Source organism: Rhizobium sp. BK418, from assembly GCF_004341105.1.
Classification (GTDB): Bacteria; Pseudomonadota; Alphaproteobacteria; order Rhizobiales; family Rhizobiaceae; genus Rhizobium.
The window spans coordinates 19,579-38,313 of the sequence record NZ_SLZK01000006.1 but is presented as its reverse complement, the minus strand read 5'-3'; the positions used below and the strand labels follow the sequence as shown (position 1 = coordinate 38,313).

The following is an 18,735-nucleotide window of genomic DNA, read 5'->3' as shown; positions in this document are numbered from 1 at the left end:
TTAGTTTCTAGGTTTTTGATGTCAGGCTGGCCCGATCAGTGCCGCTGGCTGGTCCCCGAGAAGGGCGGCGAGTGATATCTCACTTCCCGGCTCCAGCATCTTGCCGGTCAGGAGATCGGCCTTGAGACGATGGAGAGGCGAGGGCACTGATATCGCCGTATCCTCCCAGAATTCCGGACCGGCAAAGAGCACGCCGGGATCGAGCCAGCCGAACATCAGCCGTGGCACGACGGTGATCGCAAAATCATCGTCAAGCAGACGGGCAAAGGCGACAACATGGTCACGCCTCGTCCCGTTGACGAGAAGCGGCAGATATTCCCCGCGCGTGAACAGTGCCTCGTGCTGCAGCCGAAGCTTCAGGCCGATTTGGATGACACGTTGCTTCAGCGCCTCGGCTTGCAGCCTTGCGATCGGAGCGCCCTCGGCAAGCCAGTTGGCCAGCCTGTCGAAATCCGGCGGGCGGCGATTATCAGGATCGACGAAACTGAAATCGAAGCCTTCCGCCCCCTGATAGATGTCGGGGATGCCGGGCGCCGTCAGCTTGATCAGTGTCTGCGAGAGGCTGTTGATATAGCCGGCTTCGATAAAGGGCTGCATCACTCGGGCGAAATCTTCCAAGAAGGCGTCGTTTTCTGGCGATAGGAGCGCGGCGGCATAGGAGCGGACGGCCTCTTCATAATCGCTATTGGATGCTGTCCAATCGGTGCGCAGTTTCGCCTCACGGATAGCCTTTTCCACGTAGTCGCTAAAACGCTCGCGCAAGCCGTCTGCATGGCGGCGATCGAAATCCTTCGGCCAGGCACCGGCGAGCGCCTGATAGAGCATCCACTCAATATTGGGTTCAGGTGCCGCCCCGTCCGGCAATTCCTTGCGGTGGCTCGCATTCAGCCTGCACCAATGCTCGATTGCGTTGGCAAAGACATCGGCGCCCTCGCTCAAGATATAAAGCCTTGCACGCGCATCTTCTCCGCGCTTCGTATCGTGGGTCGATGTTGTCGAAACACCGAACGGCTGGGATTGTTGACGGTCTTTCATCATCAGATGAAACGCGTCGACCCCACCCGGCGCATGGTCCGGCTCCCCACCAACCTCGTTCATCGCCAGGAGCCGGTTGTAGCGGTAGAAGAGAGTGTCCTCCATTGCCTTTGCCATGATCGGGCCGGAGAGTTGCTGAAAGCGCATCCGGAATTCGCGCGCCGAGTTATCGTCAACCGGGCCTTCCAGAATGGCCGCGATGCGTTCGAGCGTCTCGGAGTCATGCACATGTCCGCCGGCTGATGCGACTGCCGTTTGCAGAAATGCAGCATCCCGTGCATCAAGCGGCCCGTCCGCCCCGTAGGTGCGGTAGACCGGAAAAGCGATCAGCAATTCTCGGATCGCTTGCGCGATCGTCTCCTCGGCAAGTTCGGGGAAGATGCCGTGCGCAATCTGCGTTAGGCGCCCCGTCTCGCCGGCAAAATTGCGCTCGACCATCAATGTCTTCGCCGCGCGCCGCCCTTCCTCGAAATCTCCGTTTCCGGCGGCCAGACGACGGTAGGCCGTATTCAGTGTCTGCAAGCCGCCGCTTTCGACGAAAAGCTCGCTCAGGGTAGCAATGAATTCGTATCCCGTCGTTCCCTCCACCGGCCAGCTAGTGGGCAATTCCTCACCCGCACCAAGGATTTTTTCGACGACGATATAGGTGTCGGTACCGACGGCTTGCCGCAGCCGCTGCAGATAGGCTGTCGGTTCCGCGAGCCCGTCGATATGATCGAGGCGCAGGCCTTGCACCTGGCCCTGCCGCACCAGTTCGAGCACGAGCCGGTGGCTTGCCTCGAAAACCTTGGGATCCTCGACCCTGAGGCCGACCAGCCCCGTCACCTCGAAGAAACGGCGGTAGCTCAGATGTCGGGAGGCCTCCTGCCAGGGCTGCAACTGCCAATGCTGCGCTTTGTGCAGTTCTCGCATGAACTGCTGGTCCTGCGAAAGTACCGCCAGTCCCTCCTTCAGGCGAGCGAAATCACCAGCCTCGAAGATCAGATCGCGCAAGCCGCGATGCAAAGCGTCACCGTCTGAAGAACCCGCAAGTTCCGTCATCCCGGTCAGGATCGGATCATCCAGCTTTTGCACCAACATGGCGTAGCTTCGCCTGCTCAACGGCAGAAGCGTGTCGTAGTAGGCGATGGCGAGATTGCCCCGCGCCTCATCGACGACAATCGTCAGTTCGTCCTCGGTAAGGCACTCATCGAAGCTTTTACCGAGCTGCGGCAGGGTCAGCCGTTCACTCCAGTCGATATCGAAATGGTCTGCGAAAGGGCTTTGCCTTCCGAATTCGAGAACACTTCGCCACCAGGCATTTTCCAGCGACGCCGCCATGTGGTTCGGTACGATGTCGAGGATCACTTCCATTCCGACTTTCGAAAGTGCCGCCGTCAGACGATCGAAGCCTGCCCTGCCGCCAAGCACCGGATCGATCTCATTGGCATCGGTCATGTCGTAACCGTGCGTCGAGCCGGTGGTCGCCGAAAAGATCGGCGAGGCGTAGAGATGGCTGATGCCGAGCGATTTCAGATAGGGAACGAGCTCGCAGGCACTGTCGAAGGTCATGCCGTTGCGGAACTGAATCCGGTAGGTCGCGGAGGGCAGCGTCATCGGGTCGTTTTGCCGTTTGGAGGGTCACCTTCAAACGGTTGCAAAAGACTTTTGTTCCTTCAGTCGATGAAGACGCCCACGCTTGCAGCACGCCCCATCGAATCGATCACCGTCAGCTTGGAATACCCGCCACCGTCGGGCATCCAGGTTTGCGTGCGTCGGCGTGAAAGGTCGGGCAATGGCTTGCCATTGGCAAGCCAGCGGAAGGGGGCGCGGCCGCCCTGTAGCTTCAGCATCAGCGGCGAAAGATCGCCCTCTTTGGCACCGAGATCGACATGAGCGCCCTCGGGCGGATAGACGATCTGCGGTGCCGCCTCTCGGCCGGAAGTGGCAAGCAACCCGCTGGCAGTTAGCGCAAAACGCCGCTGGCTGATCGGCAGTTCCGTCTGGGCAATGCGCACAGCGCCCGCCGGCGGACGGGGCAGGGGTGTCGTGGCAATGCCGGATTTTGCCAAGGCCTCGAAAAGGATTGGGGCAGCCGTCACATAGCCAGTCAATCCTGGTACGGCGCTATTGTCAGGCCGTCCAATCCACACACCAAGCACATAACGTCCGTCATAACCGACCGACCAGGCGTCACGATAGCCGTAACTGGTGCCGGTCTTGTAGGCGATGCCGCGCTGAGGGGCGCCGGCTGGCGGTATGACGCCCGAGAGGATGTCGGCGACATTCCAGACCGCGACCGGCTCAAGCAGAGGTTCGCCATCGATCTTGCCCGGCTCACCCGTGACACCATCGCCAATCCGGACTGGCTGCCCGCGATTGGCAAGTGCGGTATAGAGCTGAACGAGATCCTTCAGGGTAATACCGACGCCGCCAAGCCCGATCGCCAGGCCCGGTGTCTCATTTGCAGGCAAGGTGGGTCGAACATCGGCGCGACGGAAACGAACCATGAGCCGTGAGGGGCCAACCGCGTCTAGCAATTTGACGGCCGGCACGTTGAGGGAAAGCTGTAAGGCCTCGCGCACGGTGACATCGCCCTGGTAGCTCATATCGAAATTGCGCGGCCGATAGCCGAAGAAGTCGGCCGGTCGGTCCTCGATGATCGTTTCCTGGCTGACAAGCCCCTGCTCGAAGGCCAGCCCATAGATAAAGGGTTTCAAGGTAGAGCCGGGCGATCGACTCATGCGGGTCATGTCGATCCAGCCGGAGCGGCTGGCATCGAAATAATCGGCCGATCCGACTTCGCCGACGATCTCGCCGGTCTGAGCGTCCGCCATCACCATAGCGAGCGAAAGCTTCGGCCCGAGCTTCATCGTTGCGGCTCGCGCGACCGACTCAAGGCCGGTCTGGACCTGCCTCTTCAGCGTCGTCTGGTGCCGGATGGCCTTCGGGTCCTTGCGCAGTGCAGCTTCCGCAACATGGGCGGCAAGGGCCGGAAGCTGCAGACGGCGGGCGGGAATGGCGACACCCTCGGCGCGTTCGGCCTCCCCATCGCCGACGACCTCGGCCACCGCGATACGGTCGAGCACGCGCTTGCGCGCCGCTTCGGCGGCTTTCACATTCCGGTCCGGCCGGCGCTTTTCGGGCAATTGCGGCAACGCGACCAGGAGGGCGGCTTCGGCCACCGTCAGCCGCTTCGGCTCCTTGCCGAAATAGGCAAGGCTTGCGGCCCGCACCCCCTCGAGATTACCGCCATAGGGTGCATGGGTGAGATAAAGATCGAGGACCTCCTCTTTCGAGAGCCGTCGCTCGATCTGCATGGCGCGGGCGATTTGCAGGAGCTTCGCCGAAAAGGACCGGCTCTCGCGCGGCTCGATCAGCCTTGCCACCTGCATGGACAGCGTGGAGGCGCCGGAAACGATTCGGCCGTTGGTCAAGAATTGCAGTGCCGCGCGCCCGAGGGCCCAAACATCGATGCCGTGATGATCATAAAAACGCTGATCCTCATAGGCGACCAGCATGCGAATGAATTGCGGGTCGACATCGGAAACGCCGGTCTTCAGCCGCCAGCGCCCTTCAGGCGTTGCAAAGGCGCGCAGTAATTGCCCGTCTGCATCGAGCACTTCGGGCGAAACGGATTCTGCGTGCTGAAGCGGCGGCGGAAATGCCCGGTCGGCGGCATCGAGCGCAAGCAGGCCAGCGCCGGCAAGGACGATGCCGGCCGCAGCCCCGATCGCGAACTTCTGCCACCGCCTCATTGTTGAGCCGCAACGACCTCCATCTTGCCGGTTGCTGTCCGGGCGGAGAGGTCGGGACGATACATGTCTTCGACCGTCGCTGCCGGATGATCGTAGACGCCGGGAGTGACGGCACGCACCACATAGGCGACGTTAAAATCACGCGCCGAATTTTCATCGCGATTGAAGGCGGCGACGAAGCGGTCGTAGCGGAATTCGGTATGGGCCGCCGACATTTCGCCGATCCAGTCGAAATTCGTCATCTGGGCGCTGTCGACCAGGCTCGGATTGTCGATCTCGAAGCCTGCGGGTAGCAGGTCGGTGATGACGATGCGTGACGCCCAGTCATTCTGCTCGGTCACATGCAGCACGACGACATAACGTTCATTTTGCTGCGCTTCGCTGACATTCGCCTCCTCGCCGTCGAGCGTGTAGTAAGTCCGCTCGATGGCAAAGCCGTTGCCGCCAGCCGGCAGCGGCTTGACGGGAGCGGCGACCGTGGTGACGACGGCGGAGACCGTGTCGCTCGTGGCGCTCGTCAGCGTCAGCGGATGGTCGATCAGAGCGTCGCCGGTCATCTTCGCCATATAGGCACCGGTCCGCTGAGCGCCGTTGACGTTGATCTTTAGGTCGTCGTCACCACTCTGCAGTGCACGCGCCGCCAGCAGCATCCAGGCCTGTTCCTGGGTGCTCGTATATTTGCTGCGGTTCCATTCGCGTGCCACCGCCTTGGCCAGGTCTGGAATGACAGGCGGAACAGGCCGGCTTTCGGCGGCAAGCGCCAGAATCGCCGCGCCATCGCGCAACACCGAGCCATAGTCGGTGCGCGAGAAGTTGACGCGGGTAACCATCGCCTGTTTCGACATCTGCAGGGCATCCACGAAGATGTTCTTCGAACGGATCGCGTCACCATAGAGCGCCAGTGCCGCGGCGATATGGGCCTTGGCGAGCGGCGTCGGAAAGTCGTTGATCATCGTATCGGCATAATAGCGCAGGTCGCTGACGGCAGCCTTCTTGTTGCGGGCAAGCACGTAGAGGGCATAGGCGATCTCATCGCCCTTGCCCTTCACGTCCGTCGTGTAGGAGAGCGAATTCTGGAGGTTTTCCAGCGCCTGCACCAGCGCACGGTCCGGCACGTCATATTTCTGCTCGCGCGCCCGCGTCAGGAAGTCGGTGACGTAAGAATCGAGCCAGAGATCGCCGGAATCCGGCCCCCAAAGACCGAAGCTTCCAGCATAGGCCTGGTAGGACAGGACGCGATAGATCGCATCCTGCACGCGCTTGTGGACATCGTCATCGGTCTCATCCATGCCGGCCTGCTTGGCGACTTCGGCAAGGTAGAGCAGTGGCAGCGCACGGCTCGTCGTCTGCTCGGCGCAACCGAAGGGGTAGCGATCAAGCGTCATCAGCAGAGCCGGAATATCAAAGGCGGCGGAGCGTGTGACGTTGACGGCAATCGAAGCCCCGGGAAGCACGCTGTCGGCAAGCAGGTTCTTGTCGACGGTCAGGCTCTTGCCCGGTGCGAGCGCAATGACGCGGCGTTCGGTCACCGGCAGCGACGACGGCCGAACCGGCACATCTACCACCTGATCCAGCGACAGGCCGGAAGCATTGGACAGGTTGATCGCCACGCTGCCATCGCCCGGCTCGCCGCCGACGAGCGTCAGCGTCAGGTCGGATTTGGCGCCGGCTTCAAGCTTCAGCGTCTGTTCGGCAGGCCCATCGATGGTAAGCGCGCTGTTGCCCTTCAGCGTCAGCTTGTAGTCGCCTGCCGGTGCATCGGTATTGGCGATGTCGAGCCTGAGATTGGCTTTGTCCCCAGGGGCTAGGAATTTCGGCAGGCTCGCGGTGACGACGACAGGATCGCGGATAATGACGTCCCTGGCGCTGTGACCGACGCCGGTCTTCGTCCAGGCGAGCGCCATCACGCGAGCCGTACCGTTGAACTGTGGGACATCGAAGCTGACCTTTGCCTTCCCTTCGGCATCGAGCCTGACCGGACCGGAGAAGAAGGCGACGAGTTTTTGTGTTGGCGGACTTGCCTGCAGCGCGATTGCGCCGCCGTCACCGCCGGTGCGCAGCTTGCCGGTCGCCCCCAGCGACCCGTCGATCAGCCGGCCGTAAAGGTCACGGATTTCAAGACCGAGCTGGCGCTGGCCGAAATACCAGTCCTCCGGGTTCGGCGGTTCGTAGCGCGTTAAGTTGAGAATGCCGACATCGACGGCGGCAACCGTGACATAGGCCTCCTCATTCACACCGGCTCCGGCCACCTGCACGCCGATATCGAGGGGGCCGCGCGGGAGCATCTTTTCCGGCGTATCGATCTTGACCTGCAGCGCCCGCTCGGCCGGATCGACCTTCAGCCATTTGATGCCGATCGAGCGCGCCGGCATATGTGTGTCAAGTGAATCGCCCGGGCGGAAGAGGGTGGCAGTCACATAAGCGCCAGCACCCCAGTCGGCGGTGATGGGAATATTCACTTCGCCGCCGGTCTCGCCCATCGTGGCGTTTTGCACGGCAATCAGGTTTTCCGTGCCTGCCGTGATCATCAGCTCGCCGCCATAGCGAGACGTGACCTTGAGCTTGGCCGTCTCGCCGACCTTATAGCTGTCCTTGTCGAGCGCGATTTCGAGACCATCGGGTGTCTCGGTCGAAGTCGAGGCGACGAACCAGCCGGCATCAAATTCGACGCTGGAGGTCGGGCCATCGGCATCAGGACTTTCCACCTCGAGCCTGTAGCGGCCCCACTCGACCGGTGCCTGGATCTTGCCGCCATTGGCAGCCGTCGCATCCACCGAGCCGGAAGCGACCTCTACGGGCGTATAGGTCGGCTCGTATTTCCAGGCCGTTCCCTCGCGATACCACTGATAGTCACGGCGCAGCTTGTAGAACTTCCAGCGCAGGCCCTTCATCTCCTGCTTTCGACCCTGGGTGTCGAGACCGATGACCGTGAAATTCGCGAGCGCATTCTCCGGCAGATCGCCATCGAATTCCAGCTTGATGCCGATCGCGGCCTCATCCGTCTTGACCGGAATCTCCAGCGAGCGTTCGATGGCGCGCCCGCCCGGCTCCTGCATGCGCAGATAGACGGTCGCATTCAAAAGCTGGGTCGTTGCCGGCAGTTCGCCGATCGTCAGATCGGTCGAAGCCTCGCCGTTCTCGTCGAGCTCCGGCAATCCGTCGATTGGCTGGCGCGAATCCTCGCTCGCCTCCTCGTCGGCAAGGCCAAACTGATAGCCGGGGTAGGATGCGTTGGTCCGCGTCGGCTTGACGACGACATCACCTTCTATGGTGAGACCGGCCGCCGGCGCGCCATAAAGATACTTGCCCGAGATGGTGATCGTGGCGGCCGTATCCGTGCCGATTTCCTTGGAATCGGTCTTGATCTCCATGTCGGTGCGATCGGGCACGAAATCGTCGATGAGGAAAGTCTTGGTGGCGATCGGCGAGCCTTTCGGATCGGTATAGACGTTCATCGTCCAGGTGCCGCGCATGGCGGCTTCCTGCGTCTGCAGCTCCACCTGATAGCCGCCGAGATTGCTCGTCTGGCTGACGATCCGCCGGTCTTCGACGCCATCAGGGCGCGAGAAGATGAAGGTGAGCGGCAGGTTCTCGATCGCCTTGCCATCGGTATCGCGGGCAAGGGCGGCGGCATGCACGGTCTCGCCGGCGCGGTAGATGCCGCGCTCGGTCCAGGGCAGGACATCGATGGCACCGGGCGCGGCGCGGCCGGTGACGCCGCGGTCGGAAAGATCGAAACCGGCGCGCGTCATGTCGAGGAAGACATAATCCGACGTGCCGTTCTTGGCGGTGATGACGGCGGGGGTGAGTGCTGCCGTGCCGCGGATCAGCCCGGCCGTAAACGTGGCGCGGCCGTTCTGATCGGTTGTTGCCGTGCCAAGGACTTCATTGTTCTTTGCGAGGAGCTGCAGCTCGACGCCCGCCATGGGCTTGGCGGAAGCGAGCGACCGGGCAAAGACGTTCAGCCCGTCGGTGCCGGCATAGGTGGAAATACCGATATCGGAAACGAGGAACCATTGTGTGGCCTGCGAATCCCACTCCTGCACCGGGCCGGTCGGCGGGGTTGCGACCATCACATAGATGCCGGGCTTGCGCTCGGGCAGCGCCTCGTCGACCGGAAAACTAGTGACGACGTCTTTGTTGAGCTCGTTGGCGACCTCGATCGAACCCTGCCAGACGAGTTCGCCACTCTGGTCCTGGATGTTTTGGGCGCTGTAACCGTCAAGCTGCGTCAGGAACTGCGAACCGGTCAGGAGGGGCGCGATGCCGCGATCGCCGATGCGGTAGAGCTTCAGGTTGGCGGACGCCATATTGACAGTGACGATCGGGATGCCGCGGCGCGCCGTCGACGGCAGCACGAAGCTGTCGCCGGTAAAGCGGACCATCTGGCTGCGGTCCTTAATATAGACATCGATCGTAACAGGGGCTTCCAAAACCTCGTCGACCGAGGAGGGCAGGCCGGTACGGAAGCCTATCTTATAGGTCTCGCCGTGCGTGAGGCCTTCGACGCAGATTTGCTTGTCCTTGGCTTCGAGTGCTTTCGGCGCCTCGCCGTTCAGCGTCACGAATGGCGTGTAATCGACCGTCTTGACGAGCGCCTCCGAGAAGGTGACGCAGGCACGCGGTGTGGCGCTATCGGCATCGACGGTATGTTCGGTGATGCGGAAACCTTGTGTCTCCTTGAGCTGCAGGTAGTCCGCTTGCACGTCCTTTGCACCGACAAGAGCTAGGCTCGCCTTGTAGGCATTGAGCGCATCGCGATAATTGGCATTCTTTTCGAGCGCCTTGGCAAGCACAGCCAGCGCATCGGCCCGCTTATTGGTGGTGCGCGTCAGCTGGTAACCGTTCAGCGCATCGATGACCGCCTGGCCGAAAATGCCGCTATCAGGCGCGCCGAGCGAGGTGGCGGCGCGCGCCGTCTCGACCCAGAGATCGCTGTCGTCAGGGGTGATCGACAGAGCACCGTGGAAGGCCTTCAGCGCATCGGCAAGATTGCCGCCGGTCAGATCAAGCCGCGCACTCGCCGTCAGGCTATCGACGCCCTGGCCCTGCTGGTCGTCGGTCAGTGCCAGGTCGTTGCGAAAATCGCGCGCCTGCTGGACGAGATCGTTGGAGAGGAAGGACAGGCGGGGGGCAGCACCGATGTCCGGCTCTTGCGGCGTGGCGGCAGCAGTCGTTTCGACGATTCGGCCTGCGATCGCACCGGGGAAGGCATTCATCGTCTTGAAGTCGGATTTGAGGAAGCACCACTTCACCTTGGGATTATAGGTGAAGGCCTTGCAGCTCTTGTCGCCGATGCAGGCGGCCTTGCACTGATCGAGCGAGAGGTTTTGCTCGGTGCGCAGGTCGAAGCCGAAATAATCGGCATCCTTGACGGTCACGATATCGCGCTTGGCCTCGGCGGCAAAAGCCGGCGGGCCTGAAAAAATCATAGATACGGCGATGGCGGAAAAAGCGAAGAACGAGCGCACAGACATTGGTCCCCCCGGATGCTGGCTCTGAACCGGCGGCACTCTCCTCACTCCTCGAGAAATTGTCAACTCACCTCGCGGTCTGTCTCAGTTCCGCACATTCGCTTTCGTGCAATCGTCACATCGGCGTGAGTGAACGGCTTGTGATTTGCGGCTTTCTTGCCGATCGGCAAGGATTTTCCCACACTGTCTCCGGAGGTAGTCCCATGTCCATTCGCACGCCAGGAAAGATCTTTGCCGCGCTCGTCGCAACCGCGGCTCTGTCGCTCGGATTTGGTACGATCGCCAGCCGCGCAGCCGAAGATGCCGTCGTCATACCGGCGCCGGTCGTTGACGAGGCCGGCAAGTCCGGCATGGAAACCGCCGTTTTCGCCGGTGGCTGCTTCTGGGGTGTCCAGGGCATCTTCCAGCATGTGAAAGGTGTCAGGAGTGCCGTTTCCGGTTATGCCGGCGGCGAAGCGTCGACTGCCCAGTACGAGACCGTCAGCACGGGCACGACCGGTCATGCCGAATCTGTGCAGGTTACCTTCGATCCGAAACAGGTGAGCTACGGCAAGCTCCTGCAGATTTTCTTCTCGGTCGCCCACAATCCGACGCAGCTCAATTTCCAGGGACCGGACGAGGGTACACAATATCGCTCGGCACTCTTCATCGCGGATCCCGAGCAGCGCAAGGTCGCCGAAGCCTATATCGCCCAGCTCGACAAGGCGCACGTCTTCAAACAGCCGATCGTCACCAAGGTCACCGACTATACCGGCTTCTACCCGGCCGAGCAGTATCACCAGGATTTCCTGACGCTGAACCCGACCTATCCCTATATCGCTTACAACGATCTGCCGAAGATCGAGAATTTGAGAGAAATCTTCCCGACCGATTACAGCAAGGATCCGGTTTTGGTGTTGAAGGCTAAGGGCTGAGAACTCTCCGGAACCTGGACTCTGAAGGCGGCCGGAAAACCGGCCCTTCAGACTGCTGACAAACCCCTGGCCTCGTCGAGGGGTTTGTGATTCATTGGGATATGTTGAAGAAACCCGCTCCCGAACAGACGGCGCTCGAGATGGTGACGCTCGACGGCCTGGTGCCGAAGGATCACCTGCTTCGCAAGGTCGACGCGGTGATCGACTTCACCTTCATCCATGAGCGTGTGGCGGGGCTTTACTGTGCCGACAACGGCCGGCCGGCGCTCGATCCGACGCTGATGTTCAAGGCTCTGTTCATCGGTACGCCCGCGAGCGCACCGACACCAACCGGCTCACCCTTGGGGCAAGGCGATCTATAAGCGGCGCAAGGAGACGGTCGAGCGCTCCTTCGCCGACGCCAAGCAGCTTCACGGCCATCGCTACGCTCGCTTCCGAGGCCTCACCTGATCGTCGAAGACGATCTATTGATCGCCCTCGATCTCGAAATGACAATCGAGAATATGGGGGTGCATGTCCCAGACCTTGCGTCAGGTTGCGAAGCCGCCCTCGGGCTGCGCCCTGCAGCTCGCCGAAGACCATGGCATTTCCGTCGTCTTCATGACGGCCAATCCCGAGTTTATCGCCGATGGTGTGCGAGGGCGCTTGGCGCTATGCAAAAAATGATTATCTCGGCGTGGTGGAACAGCTTTTGAAATATGTTACAGCCTAGGCGCGCAGGCCCGTTGGCAACAGTGCCGCCGCAGATGATGGTGTTTATGCGAGGAACTTCAGCCGACGAGGATGTCGTCGGCTGCTAGCGCGAAAGTGAATCGCGAACGATATAGTACAGACGTGCACGGCCCTATCCTAAAGCCTCGATGATCACGCGCTGTGTCTCGATTTCGATATAGGGATGCATAGGCAGGCTAAGAACAGTCGCACCTGCGTATTCCGAACGCGCGACGCTTCCATGAACGCGGCATATGCTTTCGTACGCCGGCTGCTTATGGAGCGGAATAGGATAGTGGACAGCTGTCGGTATGCCAGCTGCCGAGAGCTTTGCAATAACTTCGCTACGATTCTCGACCTGGACGGTGAACTGTGCCCACACACATGATCTATCTGCTCCAACAGTCGGTGCTTTGGCATTGCTGCGTCGGGCAAGAAGCGAGAGGTATCGCTCTCCGGCCAGTATACGCTGTTCGATCTCCCAATCGAATCGCTCAAGCTTCGCCAGCACGACAGCACATTGCAGAGTATCCATGCGTCCACCAACGCCGATACGCGTGTGGTAATATCTGCGCTCCTGACCGTGAACGCGAATCTCGCGCATCACTTTAGCAAGGCGGTCATCGTTGGTGAAAATGGCGCCACCGTCACCATAGCACCCGAGAGGTTTACTTGGAAAAAAGCTTGTGCATCCGATTGTCGACACGTTGCAAGACTTTCGGCCCTTATATGTGGCGCCAAAACTTTGAGCTGCGTCCTCGATAACCGGGATATTGCCGTTTCGTCCGGCAATCTCGTTGATCTCATCCATATCGGCCACTTGGCCGTAAAGGGAGACCGGCATGATCGCCTTCGTTCGGGCAGTTATGGCTGCTTCAACTTCCCCGGCATTCAGGTTGAGGGTATCCGGATCGACATCAACAAGCACTGGTACCGCGCCGAGCAAAGCAATAACTTCGGCTGTAGCAATAAAAGTGAACGGCGATGTAATGACTTCGTCTCCGGGCTTTACATCCAATGCCATAAGAGAAATTAGCAAGGCTTCAGTGCCAGATGAAACAGTAATACAATGTTTCGAGCCGGTGAAGCTTTCCAGTCGCTGTTCGAGCTCTCGCACTTCTGGACCCATGATGAACTGGCCATGATCCAAAACAGCTTGAATACGGCGGTCAACGATGCCTTTGAGGTCGCGGTATTGCGCTTTGAGGTCAATGAATTCGATTTTGGACATCAGAGTGGCCTACACGTTGTTTCATTTATACGATAGCGCAAGCCACATTCGCAGCTCACATCCTCCGTTCCTTGTAAGGTCAGCCCGCAACTGCACATCCAGCCTCGACGGCGAGCTGGGACGCCCATCATCAGGGCGTAGGCTGGGACGTCGCGATTGATGACGGCACCGGCAGCGACAAAGGCGTGTTCGCCGATCGTTGTTCCGCAGATGATCGTCGAATTGGCGCCGAGTGTGGCTCCTTTGCGAACTGTCGTCTTTCGATATTCGTTCTTGCGACTGACCGAGGCACGTGGATTGTAGACATTTGTGAAGACCATGCTCGGGCCGCAGAATACATCGTCCTCCAAACTTACAGCGTCGTAAACCGATACGTTATTCTGTATCTTGACGTTATTGCCAATGACAACGTCGTTTCCAACGAAGACATTTTGCCCTAAAGAGCACTTTTCCCCGATCCGGGCACCTCCGCACACGTGAACCCAATGCCAAACACGCGTTTCGTCACCGATACGTGCTCCCTCATCGACAATCGCTGTTGGATGTATTTGCGGCGCCATTATCAGTAATCCAGAGGAAGCGCGACACGCTTTCCGTCGCGTGACGAAAGATAAGCTGCGATCAGAACTTCCAGCGACTTAAGGCCTTCTCTCCCATCTGTTTCAGGTTCTGCCTCGCCCCTCAAGACATTGATGACATTGTCGTAGTACAGAGGGTGACCAAAACCGTAAACCGAGGTCGTCTCGTAACTTGCTTCCTGAACCTTGGCATCACTCTCGTGGGGGGTATCAAATTCCCAATGCTGAATTTCGTTTACGGCCACGCCACCCAATCGAACGGTCCCCTTCTCCCCGAGGATTGTGATACTGCCTTCTAGATTTCGGGGAAAGGTCAGCATTGTGACGTTCATAGAACCCAATGCGCCGGAACGCCATCTGACGCTGACGACGGCTGAATCCTCAACTTCAATATTTCTCGCCAATGTACCGGTGTAGGCCTGCAAGCTTTCGATCGGGCCAATGAGCCAGTCAAGAAGATCGACGTAGTGGCTTGCCTGGTTCATCAAGGCGCCGCCGTCAAACTCCCACGTGCCTCGCCACGCCGCACTATCGTAATATTCCTGTGGACGGGTCCAGAATACGTTGATGTTGACCATATAAATGCGGCCAAAACGATTTTGCTCGATGGCCTGCTTCACCAGCTGGAGCGTGGCATTCCGGCGATTTTGCTTGACGACAAAGAGACGCACGTTTGCATCATCACAAACCTTAATCATACTAAGGCCATCTTTCCAGCGGGTAGCCATCGGCTTTTCTGTCATGACGTGCTTGCCGCTTGCTGCAATCTTGATTGTCTGTTCAGCATGCAAACCACTTGGCGTCGTCAGTATGACGATATCCGCGTTGGTGTGGTCCAGCATATCATCAAGGCTGGAATAGGGGCGTGCACCCGTGCGCTTGGCGGCAGCTTCAAGTGCCGCCGGATCGATATCGCAAATAGCGACGAGTTCGGCGCGATCGGCGTGTTTCTCCAGCGCGCCGAAATGATTGGCCGCAATGCGACCGCATCCCACGAGAGCGAAACGGACTTTCCGGTCAAGTATCCCAGGAGAATAACGTCGCATGTTAGGCCTTTGTAATTTTCTGGCTCGGTTCAAGATAGCGGCCGCGAGAATCAACGATTAGTTTTGCACTCTCTGCAATCAGCGCATAATCGAACCGATCATGGTCAGTTGCCAGCACGACGCAGTCGAACGCGGCAACATTTTCGCGCGTCAGCTGCACGCTTGAAAGATCGAAATGATGCTCGCGCATCTTCGGAAAAGTCGGAATATGAGGGTCGCTGTAAGAGATTTCTGCTCCAAGATCACGAAGCTTCTCCATGATGGTCACCGACGGAGATTCCCGCATGTCATCGACGTTTTTCTTGTAAGCTATGCCCAGTACTAGGACACGGCTACCGCTCACGGATCGACCGACCTTGTTGAGGGCGGCATTAATCTTTGCAATCACGTAGTCCGGCATGGAGGAGTTTATTTCGCCCGCCAGCTCGATAAAGCGAGTATGAACGCCAAATTCGCGCGCCTTCCACGTCAGATAGAAAGGGTCGATCGGAATGCAGTGTCCCCCAAGTCCTGGTCCTGGGTAATAGGGAACAAAGCCAAATGGCTTTGTTGCTGCGGCACGAATCACTTCGTGTATGTCGATACCCATTTTGTCGGCTACGACTTTCATCTCGTTGACAAGGCCGATGTTTACAGCGCGGTGGATGTTCTCCAAGAGCTTCGTGAGCTCGGCAGAACGCGTTGAACTCACAGGCACGACGCGGTCAATAACGTGCCCGTAGAGTGCCAGGCCCGTCTCAAGGCACGCCGCCGTATCGCCCCCGCAGATCTTCGGAATGGTCTTTGTCGTGAAGCTGGCGTTTCCGGGATCCTCACGCTCGGGCGAAAATACGAGGAAAATGTCCTCACCGACCTTTAGGCCAGCCTTCTCGATCCTTGGTCGCAATTCTTCGTCAGTCGTTCCGGGATACGTCGTGCTTTCCAAGGAGACGATCTGACCCCGACGCAGATGTGGCACGAGGGTGTCCACCGTACCAATGACGAAGCTGAGATCTGGCTCTCGATATTTATTAAGCGGTGTTGGCACGCAGATGATGAGGGCATCAACTTCGCCTGCACGCGAGAAATCAGTTGTGGCCTGAAACCCCTTCGCAAGCGCGCCGGCGATAGAGGATTCTGCAATGTGTTCGATATAGCTGTGGCCCGCATGCAGGGTGTTCACTTTTACCGGATCGATGTCAAACCCGACGACCTTATAGCCAACTTCGGAGTATCGAAGCATCAGTGGTAGACCGACATAACCTAGCCCAACAATGCCAATCGTTGCCTTTTTGGCCTTCAGCTTTTGAACAAGCTCAACGTTCAACGTTAAAATCCTTACCCGTCACTACTGTATTCTGGGAGCAGTCAACAATCATGGTTCAGACGAAATTGCAAGTTTAAGCAGTTGGCGCATTCGCCGTCTTTCGAAAGCGGATGCGATCCCCTGTAGGGCAGAGTTGTCAACAAATTTCCTTGCCTGTATAGAGACGCCAACCCAGATCCCCGAGGCAATTCTATATGAAAATTTTGACGGTAGTGGGCGCGCGTCCGCAGTTTATCAAAGCAGCAGCAATATCACGCGTTATCCAGGATCTTGCTGATCAAGGTGTCAGGGAAGTCATGATTCACACTGGTCAGCACTACGACGAGAAGATGTCCCGGGTTTTTTTCGATGAACTCGAAATCCCAGAACCAAGATATAATCTGGGCGTGGCTGGCGGCACGCATGGCGAGATGACTGGCCGAATGCTGGCAGGTATCGAGAAGGTCCTTCTCGACGAGAAGCCAGACTGGCTTCTCGTTTATGGTGACACCAATTCGACGATAGCAGGAGCTCTTGCTGCGGCAAAAATTCACGTTCCTGTTGCGCACGTGGAAGCAGGGCTAAGATCCTTCAACATGAGGATGCCGGAGGAAGTAAACCGTGTCGTTACAGACCGGATCTCGAAACTGCTTTTCTGCCCGACTGATACTGCTGTTGAAAATCTCAAAACAGAGGGGATGACAGATAACGTCTTTAATGTGGGTGACGTTATGTACGACCAAGCGCTGTTTTTTGGAGAAAAGGCGCAGCATTCCAGGGTGCTGGACGCATATCACTTGTCGCCGGGGAACTTTATCCTCGTGACCTGTCATAGGGCTGAAAATACCGACGACAGCGCGCGTCTGACCGAAATTATCCGTGCCCTTGAAGAGCTCGCACAGCAAATCAAGGTCGTATTTCCATTGCATCCTCGCACGCGGAAGCTCTTGGACCAGTATGGTCTGTCAGAGTATATGAAAGATGTTCTGGTTACTGATCCATTGCCCTTCTTGGACATGGTCGCTTTGGAACGGTCGGCGAAAGTCATTCTTACCGATTCCGGTGGTGTGCAGAAGGAGGCGTTTTTCTATAATGTGCCTTGCATCACGATGCGGGACGAAACTGAATGGGTTGAAACCGTGGAGCTTGGGTGGAATACGATCACGGGCGCATCCCGCGACAGGATCGTAAACGCCGTTTGGGATAACGCGCCGATACGCCGTCAATCCGCAGCACCATATGGTGATGGCGCAGCAAGCAAGAGGATTGTTGCGGAAATTGTAGGCTCCTGATGAGCTTCCGATCAAACGCGTTGGCTATGCTGACAGGCACTGTCTTTGCTCAGGCGATACCGCTTATTCTGTCTCCTGCCTTGGCAAGGCTCTACTCGCCCGACGCATTCGGGCTGCAGACACTGGTGATGGGAATAACAACTATATGCGTCGTGCCCGCCACGTTGCGGCTCGATCTGGCAATGGTGCTTTCACCGGATGACGACGAGGCTAAGGACATTGCGGCCGTCATCCTTGCCCTAACGACGCTCATGGCCGCCATATTCTGTCTCGTTGCTCTGGGCTGGGGTGAGGGTATTGCCTCAGCCTTCGGTCACCCTGGAGATGCGTTGTGGATATGGATCCTCCCGCTGTTGACGATCAGCGTTGTTGGATTCCAAATCCTCTCTGCGTTCGCGTCGCGGGCGAAACGTTTTCGTACTGTCGCAACCGGCAACGTTATAAATCAAGTGAGTTACATTCTATCGGCGCTAGCTCTCGGCGCTATTGCCTCAGGCTGGACGCTGGGACTATCAATATCAAAGTTGATTGGTCAAGCGGCGGGTACGATTGGACTGCTGCGAGAGCATGGGCGCGATTTTTTTTCAGTCCTTCGTCACTTTGAGCCTTCCAAAATGCTCGGTGCAGTGAGGAGGTATTGGCAGTTCTTGGTCTTCAACACACCATATAGCCTCATAGGAAGCCTCTCGCGAGAAGCTCCGATATTGATCTTCTCCGCGACGGCTGCGGTGTCTGCGGCCGGCCTTTATGGCATGGCGCGGACGATCGTGCTCGCGCCGACATTACTGATTTCGAATGCACTGAGCCAGGTGTTCTATCGTGAAGCTGTGGCGCTGAAGGGAACCGTGCGGCTCCACGATATGACAGTCACGCTGATCAGAACCGGACTTCTTGTGACAGCGGCTCCCTTTGCTTTCTGTGCCGCGTGGGGAGATGATTTTTTCGGCGTTGTCTTTGGCTCCACTTGGCGTGAAGCCGGCGCTTTTGCGATGGTGCTCGCGCCCGCGGCATGGGTGTCCACACAAACAGGTTGGCCTGAGCGCCTGTTTGAAGTACACGGTCGCCAGGGCGTATCCTTCGCGGTCCAAATCATTGCAGATACGTCGATGATCGTAGCTTTGGCTGCTGTCCTAACTTCCACATCGTCACCATTTTGGGGCGTCGTCGCTTACGCGGTTAGCAATACGATCTATCAATTCGCATACCTCATCTCTATTTTTCGGATAGCGAAGTTTCCCCTCGGAAAGCTTAAAAGCACAATTATTGGAAGTATGCTTGCATTTGCGCTGTTTTACCTTGTGTTCATGGCTCTGAAGGCGGTAAGCGGAGCATCATTGGTATCAGGAATCTCAGCGATTGTTATAGCAGCGGTAGCTGCTCTCGCGATTGCGTGGAACTGCCGAAAAGACGTGATAGCATTTACCTAATCTAG

At 58.3% G+C, this 18,735-nt stretch carries 11 protein-coding genes and 1 pseudogene; 5 read left to right on the top strand and 7 right to left on the bottom strand.

Annotated features, from left to right (window positions below):
- Nucleotides 1-21: 21 nt before the first annotated feature.
- From treY to EV281_RS22300, 3 genes are read right to left on the bottom strand one after another with little or no spacing between them, the layout of a single operon-like run.
- Nucleotides 22-2,631 (bottom strand): malto-oligosyltrehalose synthase, encoded by a 2,610-nt coding sequence (treY, locus tag EV281_RS22310; RefSeq protein WP_132656363.1) that lies wholly within the window; start codon nt 2,629-2,631, stop codon nt 22-24.
- 59 nt (nt 2,632-2,690) lie between these two features.
- Nucleotides 2,691-4,772 carry a penicillin-binding protein 1C gene (pbpC, locus tag EV281_RS22305; protein WP_132656361.1) on the bottom strand — a complete coding sequence of 694 codons (2,082 nt, stop codon included), beginning with the start codon at nt 4,770-4,772 and terminating at the stop codon, nt 2,691-2,693.
- Nucleotides 4,769-10,249, bottom strand: coding sequence for an alpha-2-macroglobulin family protein (locus EV281_RS22300; RefSeq protein WP_132656359.1), 5,481 nt, complete (start codon nt 10,247-10,249; stop codon nt 4,769-4,771). Before EV281_RS22300 ends, pbpC begins: the two co-directional genes overlap by 4 nt.
- Before the next feature lie 200 nt (nt 10,250-10,449).
- Between EV281_RS22300 and msrA the strand changes: the two genes are divergently transcribed.
- From msrA to EV281_RS31775, 3 genes and pseudogenes are all read left to right on the top strand, one after another.
- A complete protein-coding gene (gene msrA, locus EV281_RS22295) occupies nt 10,450-11,160 on the top strand; it encodes a peptide-methionine (S)-S-oxide reductase MsrA (RefSeq protein WP_132656357.1) in 711 nt (236 codons plus the stop codon).
- A gap of 101 nt (nt 11,161-11,261) precedes the next feature.
- Nucleotides 11,262-11,465, top strand: a pseudogene (locus EV281_RS22290) (IS5/IS1182 family transposase); the annotation flags it as partial.
- A 208-nt stretch (nt 11,466-11,673) separates the two neighbouring features.
- Nucleotides 11,674-11,826 (top strand): hypothetical protein, encoded by a 153-nt coding sequence (locus EV281_RS31775; RefSeq protein WP_245508339.1) that lies wholly within the window; start codon nt 11,674-11,676, stop codon nt 11,824-11,826.
- Nucleotides 11,827-12,004: 178 nt separating this feature from the next.
- On the opposite strand, the gene EV281_RS22275 is transcribed toward EV281_RS31775, so the two are convergent.
- From EV281_RS22275 to EV281_RS22260, 4 genes are read right to left on the bottom strand one after another with little or no spacing between them, the layout of a single operon-like run.
- Entirely contained in the window at nt 12,005-13,102 is a 1,098-nt protein-coding gene (locus tag EV281_RS22275) for a DegT/DnrJ/EryC1/StrS family aminotransferase (protein ID WP_132656355.1), read from the bottom strand.
- Nucleotides 13,102-13,662, bottom strand: a complete 561-nt coding sequence (locus tag EV281_RS22270) for an acyltransferase (RefSeq protein ID WP_132656353.1) — start codon at nt 13,660-13,662, stop codon at nt 13,102-13,104. Before EV281_RS22270 ends, EV281_RS22275 begins: the two co-directional genes overlap by 1 nt.
- 2 nt (nt 13,663-13,664) lie before the next feature.
- Entirely contained in the window at nt 13,665-14,726 is a 1,062-nt protein-coding gene (locus EV281_RS22265) for a Gfo/Idh/MocA family oxidoreductase (protein WP_132656351.1), read from the bottom strand.
- Between the two features lies 1 nt (nt 14,727).
- Entirely contained in the window at nt 14,728-16,032 is a 1,305-nt protein-coding gene (locus EV281_RS22260) for a nucleotide sugar dehydrogenase (protein ID WP_132656349.1), read from the bottom strand.
- Between the two features lie 194 nt (nt 16,033-16,226).
- On the opposite strand from EV281_RS22260, the gene wecB reads away from it, so the two are divergent.
- Nucleotides 16,227-17,303, top strand: coding sequence for a UDP-N-acetylglucosamine 2-epimerase (non-hydrolyzing) (gene wecB, locus EV281_RS22255; protein ID WP_132656347.1), 1,077 nt, complete (start codon nt 16,227-16,229; stop codon nt 17,301-17,303).
- Between the two features lie 26 nt (nt 17,304-17,329).
- Nucleotides 17,330-18,730: an oligosaccharide flippase family protein gene (locus EV281_RS22250; RefSeq protein WP_165911943.1), complete on the top strand. Its 1,401-nt coding sequence runs from the start codon at nt 17,330-17,332 to the stop codon at nt 18,728-18,730.
- Nucleotides 18,731-18,735: the final 5 nt, after the last annotated feature.

Excerpts from the sequence above, each read along its gene's own strand:
- treY (WP_132656363.1), bottom strand. The coding sequence starts at position 2,631 with ATGACGCTGCCCTCCGCGACCTACCGGATTCAGTTCCGCAACGGCATG.
- pbpC (WP_132656361.1), bottom strand. The coding sequence starts at position 4,772 with ATGAGGCGGTGGCAGAAGTTCGCGATCGGGGCTGCGGCCGGCATCGTC.
- EV281_RS22300 (WP_132656359.1), bottom strand. The coding sequence starts at position 10,249 with ATGTCTGTGCGCTCGTTCTTCGCTTTTTCCGCCATCGCCGTATCTATG.
- msrA (WP_132656357.1), top strand. The coding sequence starts at position 10,450 with ATGTCCATTCGCACGCCAGGAAAGATCTTTGCCGCGCTCGTCGCAACC.
- EV281_RS31775 (WP_245508339.1), top strand. The coding sequence starts at position 11,674 with ATGTCCCAGACCTTGCGTCAGGTTGCGAAGCCGCCCTCGGGCTGCGCC.
- EV281_RS22275 (WP_132656355.1), bottom strand. The coding sequence starts at position 13,102 with ATGTCCAAAATCGAATTCATTGACCTCAAAGCGCAATACCGCGACCTC.
- EV281_RS22270 (WP_132656353.1), bottom strand. The coding sequence starts at position 13,662 with ATGGCGCCGCAAATACATCCAACAGCGATTGTCGATGAGGGAGCACGT.
- EV281_RS22265 (WP_132656351.1), bottom strand. The coding sequence starts at position 14,726 with ATGCGACGTTATTCTCCTGGGATACTTGACCGGAAAGTCCGTTTCGCT.
- wecB (WP_132656347.1), top strand. The coding sequence starts at position 16,227 with ATGAAAATTTTGACGGTAGTGGGCGCGCGTCCGCAGTTTATCAAAGCA.
- EV281_RS22250 (WP_165911943.1), top strand. The coding sequence starts at position 17,330 with ATGCTGACAGGCACTGTCTTTGCTCAGGCGATACCGCTTATTCTGTCT.